Source organism: Pseudomonas sp. FJ2-5-13, from assembly GCF_029201605.1.
In the GTDB taxonomy this organism is placed as follows: domain Bacteria; phylum Pseudomonadota; class Gammaproteobacteria; order Pseudomonadales; family Pseudomonadaceae; genus Aquipseudomonas; species Aquipseudomonas lactis.
Genome location: NZ_CP104045.1, coordinates 5684105 through 5708916, shown reverse-complemented (window position 1 = coordinate 5708916; position 24812 = coordinate 5684105). Strand labels below are relative to the sequence as shown.

The 24812-nt window shown below is 61.5% G+C and carries 22 protein-coding genes; 7 read left to right on the top strand and 15 right to left on the bottom strand.

Annotated elements, in window-relative coordinates:
- Position 1 precedes the first annotated feature (1 nt).
- Entirely contained in the window at positions 2-577 is a 576-nt protein-coding gene (locus tag N2A98_RS25420; RefSeq protein WP_078804001.1) for a hypothetical protein, read from the top strand.
- Positions 578-622: 45 nt separating this feature from the next.
- On the opposite strand, the gene N2A98_RS25415 is transcribed toward N2A98_RS25420, so the two are convergent.
- Positions 623-2005 (bottom strand): DUF3482 domain-containing protein, encoded by a 1383-nt coding sequence (locus N2A98_RS25415; RefSeq protein ID WP_275622783.1) that lies wholly within the window; start codon positions 2003-2005, stop codon positions 623-625.
- Entirely contained in the window at positions 1998-3377 is a 1380-nt protein-coding gene (locus tag N2A98_RS25410; RefSeq protein WP_275622782.1) for a DUF2868 domain-containing protein, read from the bottom strand. The genes N2A98_RS25415 and N2A98_RS25410 overlap by 8 nt, the downstream gene beginning before the upstream one ends.
- Before the next feature lie 69 nt (positions 3378-3446).
- Between N2A98_RS25410 and N2A98_RS25405 the strand changes: the two genes are divergently transcribed.
- Complete coding sequence (locus N2A98_RS25405) at positions 3447-3959, top strand: dihydrofolate reductase (RefSeq protein WP_044269630.1); 513 nt, start codon at positions 3447-3449, stop codon at positions 3957-3959.
- An 84-nt stretch (positions 3960-4043) separates the two neighbouring features.
- On the opposite strand, the gene N2A98_RS25400 is transcribed toward N2A98_RS25405, so the two are convergent.
- Positions 4044-5435: an L-cystine transporter gene (locus N2A98_RS25400; RefSeq protein WP_044269628.1), complete on the bottom strand. Its 1392-nt coding sequence runs from the start codon at positions 5433-5435 to the stop codon at positions 4044-4046.
- 242 nt (positions 5436-5677) lie between these two features.
- Here N2A98_RS25400 and N2A98_RS25395 point away from each other — a divergent pair, with 242 nt between their 5' ends.
- Positions 5678-6739, top strand: a complete 1062-nt coding sequence (locus N2A98_RS25395) for a hypothetical protein (protein WP_044269626.1) — start codon at positions 5678-5680, stop codon at positions 6737-6739.
- Positions 6740-6927: 188 nt separating this feature from the next.
- Here the strand turns inward: N2A98_RS25395 and ilvD are convergent, their stop codons facing one another.
- From ilvD to N2A98_RS25380, 3 genes are all read right to left on the bottom strand, one after another.
- Positions 6928-8769 carry a dihydroxy-acid dehydratase gene (ilvD, locus tag N2A98_RS25390; RefSeq protein ID WP_003195159.1) on the bottom strand — a complete coding sequence of 614 codons (1842 nt, stop codon included), beginning with the start codon at positions 8767-8769 and terminating at the stop codon, positions 6928-6930.
- 229 nt (positions 8770-8998) lie between these two features.
- Positions 8999-10189: an MFS transporter gene (locus tag N2A98_RS25385; protein ID WP_275622781.1), complete on the bottom strand. Its 1191-nt coding sequence runs from the start codon at positions 10187-10189 to the stop codon at positions 8999-9001.
- Between the two features lie 124 nt (positions 10190-10313).
- Positions 10314-11510, bottom strand: coding sequence for a class I SAM-dependent rRNA methyltransferase (locus tag N2A98_RS25380; RefSeq protein ID WP_003195152.1), 1197 nt, complete (start codon positions 11508-11510; stop codon positions 10314-10316).
- 298 nt (positions 11511-11808) lie between these two features.
- Here N2A98_RS25380 and N2A98_RS25375 point away from each other — a divergent pair, with 298 nt between their 5' ends.
- Complete coding sequence (locus N2A98_RS25375; protein WP_179119776.1) at positions 11809-12621, top strand: HDOD domain-containing protein; 813 nt, start codon at positions 11809-11811, stop codon at positions 12619-12621.
- Positions 12622-12642: 21 nt separating this feature from the next.
- Positions 12643-13455, top strand: coding sequence for a bifunctional DNA-formamidopyrimidine glycosylase/DNA-(apurinic or apyrimidinic site) lyase (gene mutM / locus N2A98_RS25370; RefSeq protein ID WP_044269621.1), 813 nt, complete (start codon positions 12643-12645; stop codon positions 13453-13455).
- A gap of 132 nt (positions 13456-13587) precedes the next feature.
- On the opposite strand, the gene N2A98_RS25365 is transcribed toward mutM, so the two are convergent.
- From N2A98_RS25365 to N2A98_RS25345, 5 genes are all read right to left on the bottom strand, one after another.
- On the bottom strand, positions 13588-13839 hold the full coding sequence (locus N2A98_RS25365) for a YfhL family 4Fe-4S dicluster ferredoxin (RefSeq protein ID WP_003195146.1): 252 nt from the start codon (positions 13837-13839) through the stop codon (positions 13588-13590).
- Positions 13840-13941: 102 nt separating this feature from the next.
- Entirely contained in the window at positions 13942-14421 is a 480-nt protein-coding gene (gene coaD, locus N2A98_RS25360) for a pantetheine-phosphate adenylyltransferase (protein WP_003195136.1), read from the bottom strand.
- A gap of 103 nt (positions 14422-14524) precedes the next feature.
- Positions 14525-16120 (bottom strand): GMC family oxidoreductase, encoded by a 1596-nt coding sequence (locus N2A98_RS25355; protein ID WP_275622780.1) that lies wholly within the window; start codon positions 16118-16120, stop codon positions 14525-14527.
- A gap of 87 nt (positions 16121-16207) precedes the next feature.
- Positions 16208-16753 (bottom strand): hypothetical protein, encoded by a 546-nt coding sequence (locus N2A98_RS25350; RefSeq protein WP_044269617.1) that lies wholly within the window; start codon positions 16751-16753, stop codon positions 16208-16210.
- Between the two features lie 29 nt (positions 16754-16782).
- Positions 16783-18210 (bottom strand): coniferyl aldehyde dehydrogenase, encoded by a 1428-nt coding sequence (locus N2A98_RS25345; protein WP_044269614.1) that lies wholly within the window; start codon positions 18208-18210, stop codon positions 16783-16785.
- A gap of 145 nt (positions 18211-18355) precedes the next feature.
- Here N2A98_RS25345 and N2A98_RS25340 point away from each other — a divergent pair, with 145 nt between their 5' ends.
- A complete protein-coding gene (locus tag N2A98_RS25340) occupies positions 18356-19027 on the top strand; it encodes a TetR/AcrR family transcriptional regulator (RefSeq protein WP_005792294.1) in 672 nt (223 codons plus the stop codon).
- Between the two features lie 33 nt (positions 19028-19060).
- Complete coding sequence (locus N2A98_RS25335; protein ID WP_044269612.1) at positions 19061-19915, top strand: sulfurtransferase; 855 nt, start codon at positions 19061-19063, stop codon at positions 19913-19915.
- A 117-nt stretch (positions 19916-20032) separates the two neighbouring features.
- Here the strand turns inward: N2A98_RS25335 and N2A98_RS25330 are convergent, their stop codons facing one another.
- The 4 genes from N2A98_RS25330 to N2A98_RS25315 form a co-directional block, all read right to left on the bottom strand.
- The gene (locus N2A98_RS25330; RefSeq protein WP_044269608.1) at positions 20033-21028 is read right to left on the bottom strand and encodes a hydrolase; all 996 of its coding nucleotides are present in this window, start codon (positions 21026-21028) and stop codon (positions 20033-20035) included.
- A 112-nt stretch (positions 21029-21140) separates the two neighbouring features.
- Positions 21141-21746, bottom strand: coding sequence for a 16S rRNA (guanine(966)-N(2))-methyltransferase RsmD (rsmD, locus tag N2A98_RS25325; RefSeq protein ID WP_044269606.1), 606 nt, complete (start codon positions 21744-21746; stop codon positions 21141-21143).
- Positions 21746-23236 carry a pitrilysin family protein gene (locus N2A98_RS25320; RefSeq protein WP_044269604.1) on the bottom strand — a complete coding sequence of 497 codons (1491 nt, stop codon included), beginning with the start codon at positions 23234-23236 and terminating at the stop codon, positions 21746-21748. The genes rsmD and N2A98_RS25320 overlap by 1 nt, the downstream gene beginning before the upstream one ends.
- On the bottom strand, positions 23229-24584 hold the full coding sequence (locus tag N2A98_RS25315; RefSeq protein ID WP_003195117.1) for a pitrilysin family protein: 1356 nt from the start codon (positions 24582-24584) through the stop codon (positions 23229-23231). The genes N2A98_RS25320 and N2A98_RS25315 overlap by 8 nt, the downstream gene beginning before the upstream one ends.
- Positions 24585-24812: the final 228 nt, after the last annotated feature.

The window sequence follows — 24812 nt, the reverse complement described above, 5'->3', positions numbered from 1 at the left end:
GATGCGCTATTTAAAGGTGGTTGCACAGGATCAAACGGGAGATGGCCGAGCGAATACGGTGCGTCTTCAGTTCTACCAAGGTACGCCCTGCAATCAGGACGAGTTGCTCAATGAGGCCGTAGCCTATGACGTCACCTCAGACGCAAAGGTCGATTACAGCAGGGGAGACGTTACCCATGACGGTCAGGAAAGCAGTCTTGATCAAGCGTTGCTGGATCAATTTGCCAATGCCTATTTGAAGATCAACTGGGTGAATCGCGGCGCCAGTAGCCGGCTTTACATGAAGATCTTTTCCGAAGACTTCTATAAAGACGGCACCCCCGACACCGTGCGCCTGCACTTACATAAAGGCCCAGGGCTGCTGAGTTCGGACGCTCAGGTGTCTTGGAGCGCCGCCTATGATTTTGATAACAACGGTGAACTTGAGTGGAACATTCACGCCGACATCAACTGCGATGGCGTCATTGATGAAGTTGATAAGCACTTGGTCCAGCAATTGGCTGAGCTTTATTTGAAGTTCAATTGGCACACACCTGAGCCCTTCGATGCCAAGGTTGTGGATATTCAGGCACATTGATCAGTAAGCAAAAGACCACACCGTTTGACGCTGCTTACTGAGCATTCAAGGCATGAGCCCCGGTTCATTCAGTTGCACCGACAATGCCTCGACCTGCTCCTGACGCTCGGCCTGGCTCAGTTTGGCGTGGGGGTTGAGGGACGACCATTGCGGATAGGCGCGGGCCTTGTGCAAGGCGTCCGGCAGCTTGCCTTCGCGCCAGGTTTTGTCCTGGGGCGTATCGACCTTGATGCTGTGCATCGCCGCATGCCCGCGCAGGTTCATGGCCTTGAGCAGTTGGCGTTGGCGCAGGGCGAGCAGGCGCAGCACGCTGTCATCGACGGTGAGTTCGCGTTGGCCCTTGATCTTGCCCATCAGGCGGCTGCCATAGCTGCGTGCGGTTTGCAGCGCACCGCCGGCAATCGCGCCGGCCAGGGCAGCCGCGCCCAGTGTCAGGCCACCGACCAGCAGATCCACGCCCGCACCGGCGGCCGCACCGGCGGCGATCCCGCCACCCACGCGCACGCCCAGTTGCTTGAGGGTTTCGGGGTTGAACAGGTCGTCGCCCCAGCGCCCGTCCAGCAACGGCAAGTCGCTGGCGGCGGCGTCCTGTGGGCGGAAGCCGAACAGTTTGAGCAGGGCTTCTACGCACTTTTGTTCGCGTTGGCGCACGGCCTTGCGTAAATCACTGATGGCCTGGGGCTCATCTTCGGTGGTGACGCTGCGACGGCAGGCGGCACAGTCGATCAGCAATTCGGCGATCAGCCGTGCTGCGCTTTGCTGGCGAGCCTGGCGCTGGGCTTCTTGATCAAGGATCAGGCGTTCCAGCTGGGGGCGGGCGTTTTCCAGCAGCAGGGCCAGGCTTTCATACAGCCGACGTTCGCCGTCTTCGGGCGGTGCCACGCTGTCGAAACGCACCAGCGCATGCAGGCCGAGGCGGGCCAAGGCTTCGCGCCAGTCTGGTTCGCGGTGGTCGCTGCTGCTGCTGACGAAGTTGAGCACCGGCAGCAACGGCTTGCCGCAACTGGCCAGCACTTGCAGCTCGTCGCGGTACTTGGCCAGCACCGGCTCCCGAGCGTCGATCACGTACAGGCCGGCATCCGAGGCCAGTAATTGGCGCAACACCTTGGCTTCCTGTTCGAAACGCTGGCGCGCTTCGCTGCCTTCCAGAAAACGCGCCAGCCGCGCAGGGCCATCCAGGCGTTCGCCGGGGCGGTCGAGGCGTTCCAGGTAATCGAGCAGGGCGATGGCGTCTTCCAGGCCGGGCGTGTCGTACAGCTCCAGCAAGGCTTCGCCATCTACCGATAGGCGCGCACCTTCCACGTGCCGCGTGGTACTGGGGCGATGGGACACTTCGCCAAAGCCGACATCGCGGGTGAGGGTGCGCAGCAGTGAGGTCTTGCCCACGTTGGTGTGGCCGACCACGGCGAGTTTCAGCGGTTTAGTCATGACCGGTCTCCAGCCAGCTTAACGGCGCGCAATCGGCAAACGACAGCTCAAGCTGTTGCAGCGCGGCATGCCAGTCGCCCAGGCGCTCGGCGTCCAGCGCCTGGCCCGGTGGCGCCTGCAGCAGCCATACGCGGGTGTCGGTGGCGCTGCGTGCCAGCTCGGCGATCAGCGCCAGGCTGCCACGGTCGGGGGAGCGGCGCGGGTCACAGGCGATGGCCAGGCGCGCGGGGGGGAAACGGCTGAGTTGTTCCAGCAGCTTGTTGCGTGATTCGCGGCTGTCGAGGATGCCGGCGTTCTTGACGTTGGCGGGCAGTTTGGGCGGCCAAGGGTGTTGGTCATCGAGTTCGATGGCGACCAGCAACGCACCGTCGCTCTCCAGCTCGCTCACGCCGCCGCTGACCTGGTGCAGGTGCTCGGGCGCCACATCGTTGACCCCAAGGCGCTCGCTGCTGGGCATCAGGCGTTCGCGCAGTTGGGCGTAGCCGGGCAGGTTGAGGTCCAGGCGCAACGCTGCGCGCCCGCGTTTCCATCGCCACAGGCACAGCAGGGCGAGGATCAGCCGCGGCAACAGGCCGTAGACCAGCAACACGCCCACCAGCCAGGCGGCCCAGGCCTGGCGGGCGCTTTCGATATTCAGCGCGGAGTCGCCGCTGGCGCGGATCATCTCCACGGTTGGCACATTGAAACCCAGCAGAGCCGGGAGTGTGCCGAGGGCCTGGGTCACGGCGACAAAGGTATCGGCGCCGAGAATGGTGGTTTCCCACACAAACCCGTAGCGGCGGGTGGCGAGCAGGGTCAGCAGGATCACCAGGGCGCTGAGCAAGGCCAGCAACCACAAGCTGTTGACCAGCACACCCACCGCCCAGCGATTGAGTTTTTGCCGTTGCAGCAACAGCAATAACGCTGGGGCCAGTTGCGCGGCCTTGGCGTCGCGCGCCAGTTTCTCGCTGAGCCACAACCACAGTCGGCCGAGACTGGCGTTGTGTTCACCGGCAAACAGCAGGCCCAGGGTCCAACTGACCAGCAAAATCAGGTTCAGGCCGAGCAGGCTGCCCAAGGCCCAGAACACATTCACCGGGGCCAAGCCATTGCCCAGCGCCGCGAACGCCAAACCGGCGCCGCTGATGACGGCGACCACCGCCAGTAACACCAGGGCCAGGCGTGCGCCTTGCAGCCAGCGGCTGAGCGCGGCGGTCAAACCATCGCGTTCGGCCAGGTGCAGCGCACGCTGCTGGATGCGCGTGGGCAGGTCGCCCCCGGCGGTGCGGGCCAAGCGGTTGGCTTCCAGGTCTTCCAGGGGGCCGGCGTGTTCTTCGCGCAGGCGCACGGTTTCTGTCAGCCAAAGTCTGTGCAGCGGGTTCAGTGCAGTCACGCGCCGTCCTGTCGTGTTGATGAGGTTGGAGCATAACCGCTGGCTCGCCGCTCTGGTATTCTCGTCGCCATGAAAAAAACTCTCCCTTTAAGCCTGATCGCAGCCCTCGGTGAAAACCGTGTGATCGGCGTCGACAACAGCATGCCCTGGCATTTGCCGGGGGATTTCAAATATTTCAAGGCCACCACGCTCGGCAAGCCGATCATCATGGGGCGCAAGACCTGGGATTCCCTGGGCCGACCGCTGCCAGGGCGTTTGAACCTGGTGGTCAGCCGTCAGACCGATCTTGTGCTGGAAGGTGCGCAAGTGTTTCCGTCATTGGAGGCTGCGGTAGAACGCGCTGAGGAATGGGCCAAGGCGCAAGGCGTGGACGAACTGATGCTGATCGGCGGCGCGCAGTTGTATGCGCAGGGGCTGGAACAGGCCGATCGCTTGTACCTGACCCGCGTGGCGCTGAGCCCGGAAGGGGATGCGTGGTTTCCAGAGTTTGATAGGAGCCAGTGGAAGCTGGTGTCGAATGTCGAGAATCCAGCCGAAGGTGATAAGCCGGCCTACAACTTCGAGGTGTGGGAAAAAGCCTAAAAGCATCGCAGGCAAGCCAGCTCCCACAGTTTGATGTGTGAATACATTAAATGTGGGAGCTGGCTTGCCTGCGATAGCGGTCTATCAGACCTGCGCTAACTCGGCATGCTCATCGGCATCCAGCAACGCTTTATCCGTCTGCCCCATGATCTGGCTGGTAATCGCCCCGGCCGTCATCGAACCATTCACGTTCAACGCCGTGCGGCCCATGTCGATCAGCGGTTCCACGGAAATCAACAGCGCCACCAGTGACACCGGCAAGCCCATGGCCGGCAGCACGATCAGCGCGGCAAAGGTCGCACCGCCGCCGACGCCGGCAACGCCCGCCGAACTCAAGGTCACAATCGCCACCAGGGTCGCGATCCACAGCGGGTCCAGCGGGTTGATGCCCACGGTCGGCGCGACCATCACCGCCAACATGGCAGGGTAAAGACCGGCGCAACCGTTCTGGCCGATGGTCGCGCCAAACGAGGCGGCGAAGCCGGCGATGGATTGCGGAATGCCCAGGCGACGGGTCTGCGCTTCAATGCTCAGCGGGATGCTTGCAGCGCTGGAGCGGCTGGTAAAGGCGAAGGTCAGCACCGGCCACACCTTGCGGAAGAAGCGCAGCGGGTTGATCCCGGCCAGGGACAGCAGCAGGCCGTGCACCACGAACATCAGGCCCAGGGCCAGGTACGACACCACGACGAAACTGCCGAGCTTGATGATGTCTTGCAGGTTGGAACCGGCGACCACTTTGGTCATCAGCGCCAGCACACCATAAGGGGTCAGCTTCATTACCAGGCGCACCAGGCGCATCACCCAGGCTTGCAGGGTGTCGATGGCGTTAAGGACTTTCTGGCCTTTTTCCACGTCGTCCTTGAGCAGTTGCAGCGCGGCAACCCCAAGGAATGCGGCGAAAATCACCACGCTGATAATCGACGTCGGTTTGGCCCGGGCCAGGTCGGCGAACGGGTTGGCCGGTACGAACGACAGCAGCAACTGCGGGATATTCAGGTCGGCGACCTTGCCTGCGTAATCACTCTGGATCACTTGCAGGCGCGCCATTTCCTGGGTGCCGGCCACCAGGCCTTCGGCGGTGAGGCCGAACAGGTTGGTCAGGCCGATGCCGATCAGCGCCGCGATGGCCGTGGTGAACAGCAGCGTGCCGATGGTCAGAAAGCTGATCTTGCCCAGGGACGAGGCGTTATGCAGGCGCGCCACGGCACTGAGGATCGAGGCGAACACCAGCGGGATCACGATCATTTGCAGCAGTTGCACATAGCCGTTGCCGACCAGGTCAAACCAGCCGATGGAGGCTTTGAGCACCGGGTTGCCGTCGCCATAGATCGTGTGCAACGCCGCGCCGAACAGCACGCCCAGCACCAGGGCGAACAGCACCTTCTTGGCCAGGCTCCAGTGGGTACGGCGGGTTTGTGCCAGGCCCAACAACAGGGCCACGAACACCAATAAATTGAGAATCAGGGGCAGATTCATTGAAGCTCCGTTGAGAAGGCAGCCAATCGCGTGAGCCTGCGATTGCGAACCGGGAAGCCTAACAGCTTGAAATATATTGATTTAATACCGATATGGAATGGCGACTGTCGTTTTTGGAATAAGCGTTTGACGCTCAGGCGTATGCCCTTGGCGTGATCACGACGTCCTTGGTCGTGCTCGGGCGATAACTGTCATACGGATTTGTTAGCGTCGATGTCTTTCACTTGAGGGAGACAACGCCTATGAAGCTTGCGCCGAAACTATTGGTATCCGCCGCCTTTTGCCTCGGGCTCGCCAGCCAGGCGTTTGCCGCCACCGAGTTGAAACACTGGCCGGCACCTGCCGCCAAACAACTCAACGAAATGATCGCCGCCAACGCCAACAAGGGTAACTACGCGGTGTTCGACATGGACAACACCAGCTACCGCTACGACCTTGAAGAGTCCTTGCTGCCGTACATGGAAAACAAGGGCCTGATCACCCGCGACAGCCTTGACCCGTCGCTCAAGCTGATGCCGTTCAAAGACACCGCCGAGCACAAAGAGAGCCTGTTCAGTTACTACTATCGCCTGTGCGAAGTCGATGACATGGTCTGCTACCCGTGGGTGGCCCAGGTGTTTTCCGGCTTTACCCTCAAGGAACTCAAGGTTCAGGTGGATGAGCTGATGGCCTCCGGCAAGCCGGTGCCGGTCAGTTATTTTGAAGGCGACGCGGTGAAGACATCCGAGGTGCAGCCGCCAAAAGTCTTCACTGGCCAGGCCGAGCTGTACAACAAGCTGATGGAAAACGGCATCGAGGTGTATGTGATGACGGCCGCATCCGAGGAGCTGGTGCGCATGGTCGCCGCCGATCCGAAGTACGGCTACAACGTCAAACCCGAAAACGTCATCGGCGTGTCCACCCTGCTCAAGGACCGCAAGACCGGCGAGCTGACCACCGCCCGCAAGCAGATCGCGGCCGGCAAGTATGACCAAGCCGCCAACCTCGGCCTGGAACTGACCCCCTACCTGTGGACCCCGGCGACCTGGATGGCCGGCAAGCACGCGGCGATCCTCACCTACATCGACGAATGGAAAAAACCAGTGATTGTCGGCGGTGACACACCCACCAGCGACGGCTACATGCTGTTCCACGATGTGGACGTGGCCAAGGGCGGCGTCCACCTGTGGATCAACCGCAAAGACAAGTACATGACCCAACTCAACGGCATGATCGCCAAGCACGCGGCGGCGCAGGCCAAGGAAGGGCTGCCGGTGACGGCGGATAAAAACTGGGTGATCGTGAAGCCGGAAGATATCCAGTGACCATGGATGTAAGCCGGTAAATGTGGGAGCGGGCTTACTCGCGAATGCGGCCGGTCTGTAACAGATGAGATGACTGACCCAACGCTTTCGCGAGCAAGGCCGCTCCCACATTTTGATCTTCAGCGTCCTGAGTTTTTCTCCAGGCAAAAAAAGCCCCGCACCTGGCGGGGCTTTTTTATGCGCGAAGCTTACAGGCCGTCGAGCATGGCTTTGTTGCGTACCGCACCCTTGTCGGCGCTGGTGGCCAACAATGCGTAGGCCTTCAACGCGGTAGTGACTTTACGCGGGCGCTTCTCCACTGGCTTCCAGCCTTTCTTGTCCTGCTCAACCCGGCGTGCCGCCAGTTCTTCATCGCTGATCAACAGGTTGATCGAGCGGTTTGGAATGTCGATCAACACCTTGTCGCCATCCTGCACCAGGCCAATCGCGCCACCGGCAGCGGCTTCCGGGGAAGCGTGGCCGATGGACAGGCCCGAGGTGCCGCCGGAGAAACGGCCGTCGGTCAGCAGGGCGCAGGCTTTGCCCAGGCCTTTGGATTTCAGGTAGGACGTGGGGTAAAGCATCTCCTGCATACCCGGGCCGCCTTTGGGGCCTTCGTAGCGGATGATCACGATGTCGCCTTCCTTGACTTCGTCCGCGAGGATGCCGCGTACCGAACTGTCCTGGCTTTCGTAGATCTTGGCGCGGCCTTCGAAGACGTGGATGGATTCATCCACCCCCGCGGTTTTGACCACGCAGCCGTCGAGGGCGATGTTGCCGTACAGCACGGCCAGGCCGCCTTCTTGCGAGTAGGCGTGCTCGACACTGCGGATGCAGCCGTTTTCACGGTCGTCATCCAGGGTGTCCCAACGGGTCGACTGGCTGAACGCGGTCTGCGTCGGAATGCCCGCAGGGCCGGCCTTGAAGAAGGTGTGCACGGCTTCGTCGTCAGTCTGGGTGATGTCCCACTTGGCGATGCCTTCGGCGATGGACTTGCTGTGCACGGTCGGCAGGTCGGTGTGCAGCAGGCCGCCACGTGCCAGGGAGCCGAGGATCGAGAAGATCCCGCCGGCGCGGTGCACGTCTTCCATGTGGTATTTCTGGATGTTCGGCGCGACCTTGCACAGTTGCGGCACGTGACGAGACAGGCGGTCGATGTCGCGCAGGTCGAAATCGATCTCGGCTTCCTGGGCGGCGGCCAGCAGGTGCAGAATGGTGTTGGTGGAACCGCCCATGGCGATGTCCAGGGTCATGGCGTTTTCGAACGCCTTGAAGTTGGCGATATTGCGCGGCAACACCGACTCATCGTTCTCGCCGTAGTAGCGCTTGCACAGCTCGACGATGGTGCGGCCGGCCTGCAGGAACAACTGCTCGCGGTCGCTGTGAGTGGCCAGTGTGGAACCGTTGCCCGGCAAGGCGAGGCCCAAGGCTTCGACCAGGCAGTTCATCGAGTTGGCGGTGAACATGCCGGAGCACGAACCACACGTCGGGCACGCGCTGCGCTCGTATTCCGCGACCTTCTCGTCAGAAGCGCTGGAATCGGCGGCGATCACCATGGCGTCGACGAGGTCGAGGCCGTGGGAGGCGAGTTTGGTCTTGCCGGCTTCCATCGGCCCGCCGGAAACGAAGATTACCGGGATGTTCAGGCGCAAGGCAGCCATCAACATGCCAGGGGTGATCTTGTCGCAGTTGGAGATGCACACGATGGCGTCGGCGCAGTGGGCGTTGACCATGTATTCCACGGAGTCGGCGATGATCTCGCGGCTCGGCAGGGAATACAGCATGCCGTCATGGCCCATGGCGATACCGTCGTCCACGGCGATGGTGTTGAATTCTTTTGCCACGCCACCGGCGCGTTCGATCTCGCGGGCGACCAGTTGGCCGAGGTCCTTGAGGTGGACATGGCCCGGCACGAACTGGGTGAACGAGTTGGCAATCGCGATGATCGGCTTTTTGAAGTCGTCATCTTTCATCCCCGTGGCACGCCACAGCGCGCGCGCGCCGGCCATGTTGCGGCCGTGGGTGGATGTTTTCGAGCGGTAATCAGGCATTGGAGCACTCCGGGCGGCTAATCAAGTACTAAAGGGGAGTGAGCTTCTAATTGACGACTGGAACACTCAGAAAATGGCCGTGTGTCCGGAAGTTGCCACTCGCGTCGCGGGATCGCCGCTTGCTTGGGCCTCGAGCTCATAAACCCGCCGGGGGATGACTGGCGATGAATAGGGCCGATTCTACACCGCTGGCGGCTGGAGGGAATGGGCGCAACCTTGAAGTTAGCCGCTACAGGACGTGCGGGCGCCGCCGTGCCCATGAGTTCAACGCAAGGGCGGCAAGGCTCAGGATTAGAAAACACAAGCCAAGCGCAGTACTCAACTGGTGGGTAAAGGTGCTGATAAACGCACTGATACAGCCGCCAGCAATGAACAGCACTGCCGCAACGGCGGAAGCTGCGGCTCCCGCATTGTCTGGAAACAGGCTCATGGCCTTGGAGTTGGAAATGGGCCGGGTGATGGTGGTGCCCGCCGTGCAGAGCAGCATGGGCACCAACACTGTCGGGGTTGATAAGCCGAACAGGTAGGCCAACAGCAGCATGACTACGCCAGAGATAGCCATCAGAACCAGCCCGACTGCCATCTGGGTAGCCGCCGCCAGCCGTTTGTGCAGGACGCCGGCACAGAGGCCTCCCACTACGTAGGCGGCGCCGTAGAGAAGCAAGGTCAATGAGTACTCATGGGGTGACAGCTTTAACTGGTCCATGAAAATGAGCGGTGACACAACGATGAATGAGAAATGACAGGCGAAGGTGATCGCGGAGATCGTGGCGTAGCTGGCGAAATGTCTGTTGGCGAAAACCTTGGCGTAGGCCCTGAAAATACCCCGCTCGCTTGGCGCGGTTGGAGGGAAGCCGCCATGCAGTAATCGGTGAGCCATAATCCACGTTGCGGCACAGAGGGCGATAAACGCGTAGAAGCTGGCTTTCCATCCCCAGTGCAATTGCAGCCATGCGCCCAGCACTGGGGAAATCGAGATGAAAATGCCTCCGGCCGTGGCCATTGCTATGCGCAACCGCTCCTGTTCCCTGCCGAGAAAAAGGTCCTGCACCAGAGCTTGGGACAGTATGAAACCACCGCAGCCTATGGCCTGAATGACTCGGAAGAACAGGAATTGGGGCGTGTTTCTGGCGGCCAGACACCCGACTGCACCCAGGATGGCTACTACCATACTGGCCAGGAGTAGCTTCTTGCGACCGATTCTGTCGGACAGCGGGCCGATCAGCAGCATTGAGCAGGAAAATCCAATGGCGAACAGGCTGACGGATCGAGCGATATGGGTGGTCGAGGTATGGAAGTGTTCAGCCAGGGCGGGAAAGGAGGGCAGTACGACGTCAAGGGGGAAGACGCCCAGCAAAGTCATGGTCATCAGCCAGAAAACCAAGAGCGGTTTTTCAGCCTGTGTAATTGCCTTCGACATGCGCGAGCCTCGGTTCCATGAGAGGGCGAGGATCGAGTCTGCGCTACGGAAAGTCAAAGCCTGGGGCAGTACGACATTTCCTGAAAACCTGTAGGAACCCGCAAGTCCCTACAGGGGAACAGCATCAGCTATTGGGCAACAACCGGCAGGTAATGCTCTTGATGTAGCGCGTCTCGGCAATCGCCGGGTGCACCGGGTGGTCCGGGCCTTGGCCGCCGCGTTCGAGCATCTGGATGTTGCGGTCCAGGTGGCGGGCGCTGGTGAGCAGGATGTTTTGCAGGTCATCTTCCGGCAGGTGCATGGAGCATGAAGCGCTGACGAGGATGCCGTCCTTGCTGAGCAGGCGCATGGCTTGCTCGTTGAGGCGGCGGTAGGCGCCTTCGCCGTTTTTCATGTCTTTTTTGCGTTTGATGAAGGCCGGTGGGTCGGCGACGATCACGTCGAAGCGTTCTTCGCTGGCTTTCAGTTCTTTCAACGCCTCAAAGACGTCGCCTTCGATGCAGGTCATCTTCTCGGCAAAGCCGTTCAGCGCGGCGTTGCGCTCTACGCCGTCGAGGGCGAAGGCCGAAGCGTCGACGCAGAACACTTCACTGGCGCCGAAGGCGGCAGCTTGCACGCCCCAGCCGCCGATGTAGCTGTACAGGTCCAGTACACGCTTGCCCTTGGCATACGGGGCCAGGCGGGCGCGGTTCATGCGGTGATCGTAGAACCAGCCGGTTTTCTGGCCTTGGATCACCGGGGCTTCGAATTTCACGCCGTTTTCTTCCAGCGCCACCCACTCCGGCACCAGGCCGAATACGGTTTCGACGTAGCGGTTGAGGCCTTCGGCGTCGCGCGCGGCGGAGTCGTTCTTGAACAGGATGCCGCTGGGCTTGAGCACTTGGGTCAGCGCGGCGATCACATCTTCTTTATGCGCTTCCATGGTCGCCGAGGCGATCTGTACCACCAGAATGTCGCCGAAGCGGTCGACCACCAGGCCCGGCAGCAGGTCGGAATCACCGTAGACCAGGCGGTAGAACGGCTTGTCGAACAGGCGGTCACGCAGGGACAGGGCCACGTTGAGGCGGTGTACCAGCAGCGACTTGTCCAGTGGTAACTTGATGTCGCGCGACAGCAGGCGGGCGCAGATCAGGTTGTTCGGGCTCATGGCCACGATGCCCAGGGTCTTGCCGCCGGCTGCTTCCAGGATAGCCTGGTCGCCTGCCTGGAAGCCGTGGAGTGGGGTGGCGGCCACGTCGATTTCGTTGCTGTAGACCCACAGGTGGCCGTTGCGCAAACGACGATCGGCGTTGGCTTTGAGACGCAGGCTTGGCAGGGACATGACGTCGCTCCGGAAAAAAGAGCGGGAGTATAGCGTGTTGTGTATTACTTGGCGGCACCGCCGGACATGTGGGAGCGGGCTTGCTCGCGAAAGCGGGGGGCCAGTCACCGAATGTATTGGCTGGCCCACCGTATTCGCGAGCAAGCCCGCTCCCACATTTGGTCCGATTTCACAGTTGGGTTTTTGGGTGTCGGCCACGTCTGCATAAGGGGTAGAATTCGCGCCTAGCCCAGAGTGTGTACTTATGTCCCAAGAGCTTTCCCCCGAGCAGATCCAACAGGCCCTGCAAGGCATCAGCGTGCCGCCTCAACCGCAAATCATGGTGGATTTGCAGATGGAGCAGTACATGCCCGACCCGGACCTGGAAGTGATTGCGCGGCTGATCTCCCAAGACCCGGGCTTGTCCGGTGCGCTGCTCAAGATTGTCAATTCGCCGTATTACGGCCTGAGCAACAAAATCGCTTCGATCCAGCGTGCGGTGAACCTGCTGGGCAGCCGCTCGATCATTAATCTGATCAACGCGCAGTCGATCAAGGGCGAGATGTGCGACGACACCATCGTCACCCTCAACCGCTTCTGGGACACTGCCCAGGATGTGGCCATGACCTGCCTCACCCTGGCCAAGCGCACTGGCTCCCAGGCCGTGGACGAAGCCTATGCCTTGGGCCTGTTCCATGATTGTGGCGTGCCGCTGATGCTCAAGCGCTTCCCCAATTACATGGCGGTACTGGAAGAAGCCTACGCCAATGCCGGCCCGGATTGCCGCGTGGTCGACACCGAAAACAACGCGTTCCACACCAACCATGCGGTGGTTGGCTACTACACCGCCAAGTCCTGGCGCCTGCCGGAGCATGTGACAGACGCCATCGCCAATCACCACAACGCTCTGGCGATTTTCAGCGATGAGACGTCGCGCAACCCGCAGCTCAAGAACCTGCTGGCCATTTTGAAGATGGCCGAGCATATCTGTTCGTCCTATCGCGTACTGGGTAACCAGGCGGTGGACCATGAGTGGAATGCCATCGGCCATCTGGTGCTGGATTACGTGGGCCTGTCGGACTACGACTTCGAGAGCCTGAAGTTGTCGATCCGCGAACTGGGCGCGCACTGACCCGTTATTCAAGAGGTACACATGCCCGAGTTACCAGAAGTCGAAACCACCCGCCGCGGGATTGCCCCGCACCTGGAAGGCCAGCGCGTCAGCCGCGTGGTGGTGCGTGAGCGGCGCCTGCGCTGGCCGATTCCGGAAGACCTGGATGTGCGCCTGTCGGGGCAGCGCATCGTGCTGGTGGAGCGCCGGGCCAAGTACCTGTTGATCAATGCCGAAGTGGGCACCTTGATCAGCCACCTGGGCATGTCGGGCAACTTGCGCCTGGTGGAAGTCGGCATGCCGGCGGCCAAGCATGAACATGTGGATATTGAGCTGGAATCGGGTATGGCCCTGCGCTACACCGACCCGCGGCGTTTCGGCGCGATGCTCTGGAGCCTCGACCCGCACAACCATGAGTTGCTGATGCGGCTGGGGCCGGAGCCGTTGACCGACCTGTTTGATGGCGAGCGTTTGTTCCAACTGTCTCGCGGCAAGTCGATGGCGGTGAAGCCGTTCATCATGGACAACGCGGTGGTGGTGGGCGTGGGCAATATCTATGCGACAGAGGCGCTGTTTGCGGCGGGGATTGACCCGCGCCGCGCCGCCGGGGGGATTTCACGCGGGCGTTATTTGAAGCTGGCGATTGAGATCAAGCGGGTGCTGGCCGCTGCCATTGAGCGGGGCGGTACCACGTTGCGGGACTTTATCGGCGGCGATGGGCAGCCGGGGTATTTCCAGCAGGAATTGTTCGTGTATGGCCGTGGTGGCGAGGCGTGCAAGGTTTGCGGCACTGAGCTACGCAATGTGGTGCTGGGGCAGCGGGCGAGTGTGTTTTGCCCCAAGTGTCAGAGCTGAATGGTGCGGAGGGCTGATGCAGCCTTCGCGAGCAAGCCCGCTCCCACATTTGACTGCATTTAACCTGAAGAAACTCGGTCAATGTGGGAGCGGGCTTGCTCGCGAAGAGGCCTTTACGGGCAATGAAGAGGCTTAGGCCTTACCGGTAATCTTGCGGTACTTCTCCATCAACTGCTCTTCAGTCTCAGGGTGTGCCTCATCCAGCGGAATGCAATCCACCGGGCATACCTGCTGGCACTGCGGTTCGTCGTAGTGGCCGACGCACTGGGTGCACAGGTTAGGGTCGATCACGTAGATCTCTTCGCCCTGGGAAATGGCGGCGTTCGGGCACTCGGGTTCGCAGACGTCGCAGTTGATGCAATCGTCGGTGATGATCAGGGACATGGAAACTCCTGCCAGGGCACTCTGCCAAGGCATCTGAAAACTAATGCGCGCAATTGTGCCGCATTGGCGCCCGCAGTGCGAGCAGGCACCGACCGAGCAGCCTTACTTCTTGAAGCGTAGCGTCAGCGCATCGGCCACGGCTGGGTGGACGAACTTGGTGATATCTCCGCCCAAAGCGGCGATTTCACGAACCAACGTCGAGGAAATGAACGAATAACGCTCCGACGGCGTGAGGAACAGACTTTCGACGTCCGGCGCCAATTGGCGGTTCATGTTGGCCAGCTGGAATTCGTATTCGAAGTCCGACACCGCGCGCAGGCCACGCAGGAACACATTGGCGTTCTGCTCCTTGGCAAAATGCGCCAGCAATGTCGAAAAGCCCACTACTTCCACATTTGGCAGGTGCTTGGTGACCTCTTGCGCCAGCTCCACACGTTGTTCCAAGGGAAACAGCGGGTTTTTCTTGGGGCTGGCCGCGACCGCGATGATCACATGGTCGAACAGGCGAGAGGCGCGTTCGACCAGATCGCCATGGCCTTTGGTAATCGGGTCGAAGGTACCTGGGTACAACACTCGGTTCATCGCGTCGTCCTGGCGGAGTCCGTTGGGGAACCGGATGGTATCGCAGCATTACCGGTGGGCCAAGTCGACTTATGTAGATAGATACCGTGAATACCCTGTCTTTTCATGCCGTTTTCAGACGTTCGGCCAATGCGCTCGCCAGTTGCGCGGTCAATCCGTACACCGACAATTGCGGGTTGGCGCCAATGCTGGTGGGGAACAGCGAGCCGTCGTGGATCGACAGATTGCGCAACTGATGGTGGCGACCCAGGCTGTCGGCCACGGCATTTTTCGGGTCTTCTCCCATGGCACAACCGCCCATCACGTGGGCGCTGCCCAGGGTGGTGCGATGCAGTTCCAGGTTCAGACCGTCGATCACGCTGCGCGCTTCGGCCGGGTTGTTCACGAAGCGCGCGTCGTGATGCAAGGGCTTGACCGATTTGGCCCCCGCCGCGAACTGAATCTCGGCCATGCTGTGGAAGGCCCGGCGCAGGCCGTCCCAGGCGTAGGGCGAGACCTGATAGTCGAGCACGGGCGTGCCGTCACCGCGTAACTCCACGGTTCCGCCTGGGCTGTCGGGGTGAAAACCGTCGCGCAGCAGGGCGAGCATGGCGTGGGTGTGGGGTAATTGGTTCATGTCCAAGGCGTTCTGGTTGCCGTAGCCACCGAACAGGGTGCTTGCCAGGCCTGGGTGCAAGGGTGGTGCTTCCAGTTTGTAGGACATTTTGCCGGTAGTGCCGTCCTGCCATTGGAAATGGTCGGAGTAGATGGATTGCGGCGCGCCGTAGAAGGGGTTGATCACCTCGTCGAACAGCCCGGCGGAGAAATTGACCAGGTGCAGGAAGGTGCGCTTGCCCAACCGCGAGTGCGGGTCGGGTGCGTCCGAGCGCATCAGCAGGGCCGGGCTGTTGATGCCGCCGCCCGCCAGCACATAGTGCTTGGCTTTCACGCTGATCTTGCGCCCGGTGGGCGCTACGCAGCGCTCGTCCATGGCCACGCATTCGAGGCTGCTGATGGTGTCGCCGCTGTAGATGAGCCGTTCGGCGCGAGCCAGGTAAAGCAGTTCGCCGCCCTTTTCCAGGGTGGACGGGATGGTCGTCACCAGCATTGACTGCTTGGCGTTGACCGGGCAGCCCATGCCGCAGTACCCCAGGTTGAAGCAGCCGCGCACATTGCGCGGGATCACATGCCAGCTATAGCCGAGCTTTTCGCAGCCTTTGCGGATCACATCGTTATTGGCATTCGGCGGCAGCGCCCACGGCGCGATGCCCAGGCGCTGTTCCATTTTTTCGAACCAGGGCGCCATTTCGGCGCTGCTATGGCCTTTGACCGCATATTCGCTGGCCCAATGCGAGAGGGTGGCATCGGGGGTGCGAAAGCTGGAGGTCCAGTTGATCAAGGTGGTACCGCCCACGGCCCGGCCCTGCAGGATGGTGATAGCGCCGTCCTTGCTCATCCGCCCGATGCCTTCCTGGTAAAGGCTGGCGTAGGCTTCGTCTTCCAGCAGCTTGAAGTCGCTGCTGGTCTTGAGCGGGCCTTCTTCGATCAGCAACACTTTGTAGCCGGCGGCGCTGAGGATTTCGGCGGTGGTACCGCCCCCGGCGCCGCTGCCGATGATGGCGACATCCGCCTCCAGGGTGAGGTCGTTATCCAGGGCGGCGCCATTGTGGGTTTTCCAGCCACGGGCCAGGCCGTCGCGGAACAGATCGGGTACGGGCATAGCAGGGCACTCTTATTTTTTTACGAAGTTGCGGCCTATGTGGGCGCGAGCAAGCCCGCTCCCACATTGTTCATTGAAGTTTCAACGCTAGATCTTCGGCGGGCCGGGGTAGCCGCAATGGGCCCAGGACTCGGGCCGGAAGTACCAGGCCATGATCACCAGCTTGAGCAGCGAGCCCTGGCCCATGCGCAACAGGTTCAGGTAACTGTTTTCCCAGCGGTGCAGGAAATTGCGGATCTGTTCGCTGCTGGCATTTTCCCAACTGCCCCATATACCGGTCAGCGGGCCGCGGGTGATGCCCATTGCCAGCACGTCGAATAATTGCTGAGTGAGCTTGAACATCTCGGGCGACAAGTGCTGCAGGCTGTAATCGAGCTTTTTCAGGGTGTCCTCAATGCCGGCAAACACTTGCTCGGCGCTGGCCGCGCCTTCCAGCAACACCGGGATCACCGCCCGTAAGAACGGCAAGTCGCTGGTGCGCAACATCGCAAAGCCGCTGGCCGGCGTACTGCTGGAGCAACCGCTGAGGCTGGCGCCCAGCCCAGCGGTGGCGAGGAAGGCGCTGGCACACAGGCCGATTTTCAAGACGCCGCGCCGTGACAGCGCGGGTGAATCAGTCAGGCTGGGGTTCATTGTTTTTATTGTCCCGAAGGTGGCGGTTATCAGCGGATAAACAGCTTCTGGATCAGCTTCTGGATCGACTTGCCATAGGGCGGGTAGATCAACTTCGCCGCGTTCAGGCGCTGTTTGACCAGCACACCCTTGGCCTTGCTGAACGTCAGGAAACCTTCGTGACCGTGGTAATGGCCCATGCCCGACGGGCCGATGCCACCGAACGGCATATCGTCCTGGGCGACGTGCAGCAAGGTGTCGTTCAGGCATACACCACCGGAATGGGTTTCGTGGAGCACCCGGGCTTGTTCGCCTTTGTTGTAGCCGAAGTAATACAAGGCCAGTGGGCGAGGGCGCTGGTTGATGTAGGCAAAGGCTTGGTCAAGGCCGCGATACGGCACGATGGGCAGGAGCGGGCCGAAGATTTCGTCCTGCATCACGGTCATGTCGTCGCTGACATTCAACAGCAGGCTGTGGACCATTCGCCGCGCCTGGCCTTGCTCGTACAGCGGGATCAAAGTGGCACCTTTGTCGGTGGCGTCCTTGGCATAGGCATTGAGCCGAGCCAGTTGGCGTTCGTTGATGATGGCGGTGTAGTCCGGGTTGTCGGCCAGCGTCGGGTAAAACCCACGCACGGCCTTGGAATACGCCTCGACAAAGCCCTCTACACGATCTTCCGGCACCAGCACATAATCCGGTGCCACGCAGGTTTGCCCGGCGTTCAAGGCTTTGCCGAAGGCGATGCGTTCGGCGGCGTCCTTGAGCGGCACATCGGCCGAAACGATCGCCGGCGATTTGCCGCCCAGCTCCAGAGTCACCGGCGTGAGGTTTTCGGCCGCCGCACGCATCACGTGCTTGCCTATGCTGGTAGCGCCAGTGAACAGCAGGTGATCGAAGCGCAACTTGGAAAACGCCATGCCCACGTCAGCTTCGCCCAGCACGACGCACACCAGGTCCTCGGGGAAAATCTTGGCCAGCAACGCCTTGAGCAGTTCACCGGTGGCCGGTGTGGACTCGCTGAGCTTGAGCATCACCCGGTTACCGGCAGCCAATGCTCCCACCAACGGGCCGATGGCCAGGTACAGCGGGTAGTTCCACGGCACGATGACGCCGACGACGCCCAGTGGCTGGTAAATGACTTTGGCTGAGGCGGGCTGGAAGGCAATGCCTACAGCGCGGCGGGAAGGTTTCATCCAGCCCTTGAGGTGTTTGCTCGCGTAGTGAATGCCATGCAGGCTGGGCATCAATTCGGCAAACAGGGTTTCGTCGGCGCTGCGATGGCTAAAATCCTCGCTGATCGCATCGATCAGCGCCTGGCGTTCGTCGCTCAGCAGATCTCTCAGGGCCTTGAGCCATTGCTGGCGCTGCCCGGCCGGCGGCATCGGGTTGGCGGCATACGCGCGGCGTTGGGCGTCGAACAGGTCCTGGAGTTGATCCAGCGCCTGGGAATCTTGCAGGTAGGCAACGTTGGCAGACATAGCGCGGCACCGATTGTTATTGGTCTGCCTGGATTTTTAGAGTCATTGCTCTAAATTGTCAAATAACATTGCAGTAACATCCAGATTTATCCTGGCCGGGTTAGGCCGTAAGATGCCCCATCCCGTGTATAGAAGCTGATCCCCTATGGCACCACGAGTAAAGACCAGCGAGCGCATTGTGCAAACCAGCCTGGAGCTTTTTAACCAGCAGGGCGAGCGCAGTGTCAGTACCAACCACATTGCCGCCCACATGGAAATTTCCCCGGGCAACCTGTACTACCACTTCCCTAACAAGCAGGCGATCATCGCCGTGCTGTTCCGCGAATATGAAGCGTTGGTAGACAGTTTCCTGCGTCCGCCCCAGGGACGCACGATGGTGGTGGAGGACAAGCGCTTTTACCTGCAAGCCGTATTGGCCGGCATGTGGCGTTATCGCTTCCTGCACCGCGACCTCGAACACCTGTTGGAGAGCGACCCGGAACTGGCGACCGGCTACCGGCGTTTTTCCCAGCGTTGCCTGATCCAGGGCGGCGCCATCTACCAAGGCTTTGTCGACGCCGGCATTCTCAACATGGACCCGGTGCAAACCGAAGCCCTGACCCTCAATGCCTGGATTATCCTCACTTCGTGGGTGCGCTTTTTGTGCACCACCAATGAAAAATCCACCCACCTGAGCGCCGAGGCGATCAAGCGCGGGGTCTATCAGGTGCTGGTGCTGGAGGCGGGGTTCGTTACGCCACAGGCCAAAGAGGCGGTGGACGCCTTGTTCAAAGAGTTTTACGTGCCGTTGAATCAGGCACTGGAAGAAGTGAAGTAAGACCTTTCCCCTTTGTATTCACAGGAGTCAGTCATGCCGCTTGCCCAACTGATCAGCCCCCAGCAATTGGCCGAGCGCCAGCAGTCTACCGGGTGGGTGATCCTGGATTGCCGCTTTGCCCTGGAAGACCCGGACTACGGCCGGTGCAGTTACGCCGAAGGGCATATCGAGGGCGCGCAATACGCCGACCTTGAGCGCCACCTGAGCGGCCCGGTGACCAAGGGCGTGACCGGTCGTCATCCTTTGCCGGCGGCGGACACGTTCGCCAGGCAACTGCGGGCCTGGGGTATCAGTGCCGACACCGATGTGGTGCTGTATGACGACGGCCCCGGTGCCTACGCCGCCCGTGCCTGGTGGCTGCTGGCCTGGCTGGGCAAGCGTGATGGCGTGTTTATTCTGGATGGTGGCCTCAAGGCCTGGCATGCCGCGGGTTTCCCCCTGAGCCTGGACGCGCCTGTGGTTGAGCCGGGCACCTTCGCCGGTACGCCGGATCCTCGGCTATTGCTGGATGCCGAACACTTGCAAAAACGCCTGGGCCAACCCGGCCTGACCTTGATCGACGCCCGCGCCCAGCCGCGTTTTCGTGGTGACGTAGAGCCCATCGACCCGATTGCCGGGCATATCCCCGGTGCGCAGTGCGCGGCGTTCAGTGAAAACCTGGGCAGCGACGGCCGCTTCCTGCCGGCCGAGCAGCTCAAGCAGCGCTTTGCCGCGCAGTTGCAAGGACGCCCGGCGCAGGAATTGGTGGCGTATTGCGGGTCTGGGGTGACGGCGTGCCATAACCTGTTTGCGTTGAGCCTGGCGGGATACCCGTTGGGCAAGTTGTATGCGGGGTCGTGGAGTGAGTGGATTACCGATCCTGCTCGGGAAATAGCAACGGGCGACTAAGGCTCGATCTGCAAACCCAATCAAATGTGGGAGCGGGCTTGCACGCGAATGCAGAGTGTCAGTCGATACAGGTGTGACTGATACACCGCATTCGCGAGCAAGCCCGCTCCCACATGTTTAACCGCGTTGTGTCAGTAACCAGTCAGGGATCCGGCGTTCCAGGTAGTAACCAGGACGCTTCAGCGAACCCTCCACAAACCCCACATGCCCGCCCTTGGCCAGCAACTCGAACTCGGTGCAGTCCGACAGCTCACTGGCGTCAGGCAAGCTGTGCGCAAATACAAACGGGTCATCGGCCGCCTGGATAATCAACGTGGGCGTACGGATATCGCCCAAGTAATAACGGCTCGACGCGCGGCGATAGTAGTCTTCAGCACTGATGAAACCGTGCAGCGGCGCGGTTACCCGCCCGTCGAAGTCCCAGAACGTGCGCATCTTTTCCAGGGAGCCAAGGGCCTCCAGGGTTTTGAGCCCATCCTCACGACCGTCCTGCAGGAATTGGCGTTGCTTGACGCGGATATACGCCAGCATTTCGCGCATGAAGTGCTTCTGATACACCCGCGAGAACCCCAGGCCGATGCGATCGGCGCATTGATCCAGGCGAAACGGCACCGACACCGCCGCCGCGCCCTGCAAGCCCGAGGCCTGGCCGGTTTCGCCCAAATGCTTGAGCAACACATTGCCGCCCAGGGAATAACCCACCGCGTACAAGGGCGCCAACGGCCGCTTGGCGCGTAGATGAGCAATCGCTGCCGCCAGGTCTTCGCTGGCGCCGGAGTGATAACTGCGAGCCAGCAGGTTGGGTTCGCCCGAGCAACCACGCCAGTTCAGCGCAGCGCTGGCCCAGCCTTGGGCGGCCAGGACTTTTTGCAGGCCGGCCACGTAGGGCGAGTTGGACGAGCCGGTCAGCCCATGCAGCACCAGCACCAGGGGCGCTTGCACGTCATGGGGGCCATGCCAGTCGAGGTCGAGAAAATCGCCGTCGTCCAGCCACAAGCGCTCGCGTTGGCGTTCGATGTGGGTGGTCGGCCGCCACAGCGGCCCCCACAGTGTCTGCAAGTGGGGGTTGCCGAGGCCGAAGGCGGGTTTGAAGCGGTCTGTCGATGGAATCATGAATTACCCGCTGCCGTGTAGGAGCGAGCTTGCTCGCGAAAAACGTTAACGATAACGCGGCGCTGTCAGACAGTCCGTGTCGCCTGTTTGACCTTCGCGAGCAAGCTCGCTCCTACAGGGCGCGATGCCACAACGCGTAATACACCCGCCCGGACTTCTGCTCCCGGTGCAGGCGCCAGCCACTGGGCAGGCCGAGCGTGGAGGGCGCGGTCTCGCTCTCAGTGTAGATCCAGGCATCCGCTGCCAGCCACTGGCGTTCTTCCAGCAGGGTGCAGACGGCCGGCAGCAGATTCTGGTTGAACGGCGGGTCGAGGAACACTACGTCGTATTCAGTGGCTGCCTGGGTTTCCAGGTAGCGCAGCGCGTCGGCCGTCTGCACCTGGCCGGTGGTGCAACGCAGCGTGCCCAGGTGCTCCTTGAGGCTGGACACCGCCACATTGCTGGCGTCCAGCGCTTGGCCCTGGGCCGCGCCACGGGACAGCGCCTCCAGGAACAGCGCGCCGCTGCCAGCGAACGGGTCCAGCACCTTGGCCCCGCCAATGTACGGCGCGAGCCAGTTGAACAGGGTTTCGCGCACGCGGTCGGGCGTCGGGCGCAGGCCCACGACGTCGGGGAAGCTCAGCTTGCGGCTGCCCCATTCACCGCCAATGATGCGCAGTTGGCCCACACCGTTATGCACGTTGTGGACAGGTTTTTTCGGGCGAGATGAACTGGCCATTAATGCTCCGGAACCCCGAGCGGCTGCTCGGCAGGTTTATCAGTGGGGGGCGGTAGTGGCTTTTGCGCAATCGTCGGGCCGGCGGTCACGATGACCATCTTGTCGGCGCTCAAGTGTTTGTTCATTGCAGCCTTGACCTGATCGACGGTCAGGGCCTGGGATTGTTTCATGAAATCTTCCAGATAGCTCAGCGGCAGGTTGTAGAAACCCATGGCGCCCAACTGCCCGACGATATCGGCATTGCTGGCGGTGGACAGCGGGAAGCTGCCGGCCAGCTCGCGCTTGGCGTCATCCAGTTCTTTTTGCGTCGGGCCGGTCTTGAGGTAGTCAGCCAATACGTCCTCCACCAGACGCAAGGTGCCACCGCTCATTTCGGCGCGGGTCTGCAGGTTGATCATGAACGGGCCGCGCACCTGCATCGGTGAGAAACCGGAGTACACGCCGTAGGTCAGGCCGCGTTTCTCCCGCACTTCGCTCATCAAGCGGGTACCGAAGCCGCCGCCGCCAAGGATCTGGTTGCCCAGGGACAAGGCTGCGTAGTCCGGGTCGGCGCGGTCGATGCCCAATTGCGCAAACAGCAGGTGGGTTTGCTTGGACGGAAACTCGATACGGCTCAGGCCGGCTTTTGGCTCGGACGGTTGAGCGATCTTGGCCATGGCCGGGCCTTTGGGCAGCGATGCCGACACTTTGGCCGTCATGGCCTCGGCTTCTGCACGGGTCAGGTCGCCGACGACCGCAATCACGGCATTGCCCGCCGCATAGGCTTTGGCATGGAACGCCTGCAACTGTGCCAGGGTAATTTTCGGCACGCTTTCTGGGGTGCCTTCGCTCGGATGCGCGTAAGGATGGTCGCCGTACAGACGCTTGAATAGCTCGATGCTCGCCAGTTTGCCGGGGTTCTGTTTCTGGTACTCGAAACCGGCCAGGATCTGGTTCTTGATCCGCGCCAGGGAATCCGCCGGGAACGTCGGCTGGCCAATCACCTGGTCGAACAGGGCCAGGGCGGCGGTGCGCTTATCGTTGTCGCTCAGGCTGCGCAGGGTCACCAGCGCCATGTCGCGATAGGCGCCGTTGCCGAAATCGGCCCCCAGGCCTTCGAACCCACTGGCGATCTGGCTGACATCCTTGCCCGGCACGCCTTCGTTGAGCATGGCGTTGGTCATCAGCGCCAGGCCTGGCACGTCGCCATCCTGGCTGCTGCCGGCGGCAAACAGCAGGCGCATGTCGAACATCGGCAATTCGTGGGCTTCGACGAACAGCACCTTGGCGCCTTCGGCGGTGGTCCAGGTTTGTACGTCGAGCTTGCGGTTGGTCGGTGCCTTGCCATCCAGTTCCGCCAGGGACTGCAGGGTGCTGGCCGTTTGAGCCTTGTCCAGGGCCTGGCTGGCGACCGACTCGCTCGGGCGCAAAAAGTAAACGGCGCTGGCCGCCATCAGGGTGACGGCGATCAGGCCGGGCAGGATCAGGCGGCTGTTTTTGCGATCACTCATGAGCGGTCTCCTCTGGCAAAACATGGGCGACGCTCAGACGTTCGCGGGTGAAGTAGGTGCGCGCGGCTTTCTGGATATCTTCCGGCGTCACGCTTTGCAGGTCGGCAAGCTCGGTGTCCATGAGTTTCCAGGACAGGCCGACCGTTTCCAGGGAGCCAATGGCCGTGGCCTGGCTGGTGATGGAATCACGCTGGTACACCAGGCCGGCAATCACTTGGGCGCGGATGCGCTCCAGTTCTTCGGCGGTCGGTGGCTTGGCCTTCAACTCATCGAGCAGGCGCCACAGGCCGGCTTCGGCTTGGGCAACGGTTTTCTTCTTCTGCTGGTTCGGCGTGGCCGAGAGGGTGAACAGGCTGTCGCCACGGGTATAGGCGTCGTAGTTGGTGGATGCGGCGGACACCAGCTCCTCACCGCGTTCCAGCTGCTCGGAGATCCGTGCACTGTAGCCGCCGTCCAGCAGGGCCGAGATCAGGCGCAGGGCCTGCACCGAACGTTTGTCTTCAGCGGTGGCCAGGCCGGGCACGTTGAAGCCCAAGAACACGCTCGGTAGTTGGGTCTGCACGTGCAGGGTCAGCAGGCGCTCGCCGGGCTCGGCCAGTTCCATCGGGATTTTTGCCGGTGGCACGTCACGCTTGGGGATCGGGCCGAAGTAACGTTGGGCGAGGTTTTTCACCTCGTCCGGGGTCACGTCGCCGACCACCACCAGGGTGGCGTTGTTCGGCACGTACCAGGATTGGTACCAGTGGCGCAGTTCCTCGACCTTCATGCGGTCCAGGTCGGCCATCCAGCCGATGGTCGGCGTGTGGTAGCCGCTGGCCGGGAACGCCATCGCCTTGAAGCGCTCGAACGCCTTGGACATGGGGTTATCGTCGGTGCGCAGGCGGCGTTCTTCCTTGATGACCTCGATTTCACGGCTGAACTCGTCGGCCGGCAGGCGCAGGCTGGCCATGCGGTCGGCTTCCAGTTCAAAGGCCACACCCAGGCGGTCACGGGCCAATACCTGGTAGTACGCGGTGTAGTCGTCGCTGGTGAACGCGTTTTCTTCGGCGCCCAGGTCGCGCAGGATCAGCGAGGCTTCGCCGGGGCCAACCTTGGCGCTGCCCTTGAACATCATGTGTTCCAGGGCGTGGGACAAACCGGTCTGGCCCGGGGTTTCGTAGCTTGAGCCAACCTTGTACCAGACCTGGGAAACCACCACTGGCGCGCGATGATCTTCGCGCACGACCACTTTAAGGCCGTTATCGAGGGTGAATTCATGGGTGGGTTGTGGATCGGCAGCCAAAGCTGAGAGAGGCAGACAAACTGTGCTGAACAGCAGGCCTGCGGCGCGGCGGGCTAGAGCATTCATTCGTTTTTAAACCTGTTGGGCTGCCCGCTTGGTCTTAGCGTCGGCGGGCGAGGAGGTGCTAGGATACTGGTCCGACTTAAGGACGGCCACTGCGGCTGTCTTGTGAAGGCCCTATTTAGGCCTTACAAAATGTTGCGCATGAACGAGCTGGCTAAAAAACAGTCTGTTACGCATCGAATTTTATTTACCGGCGCGCCCTGTGGCGCGTCGCTACCTTGAGATAGCCGT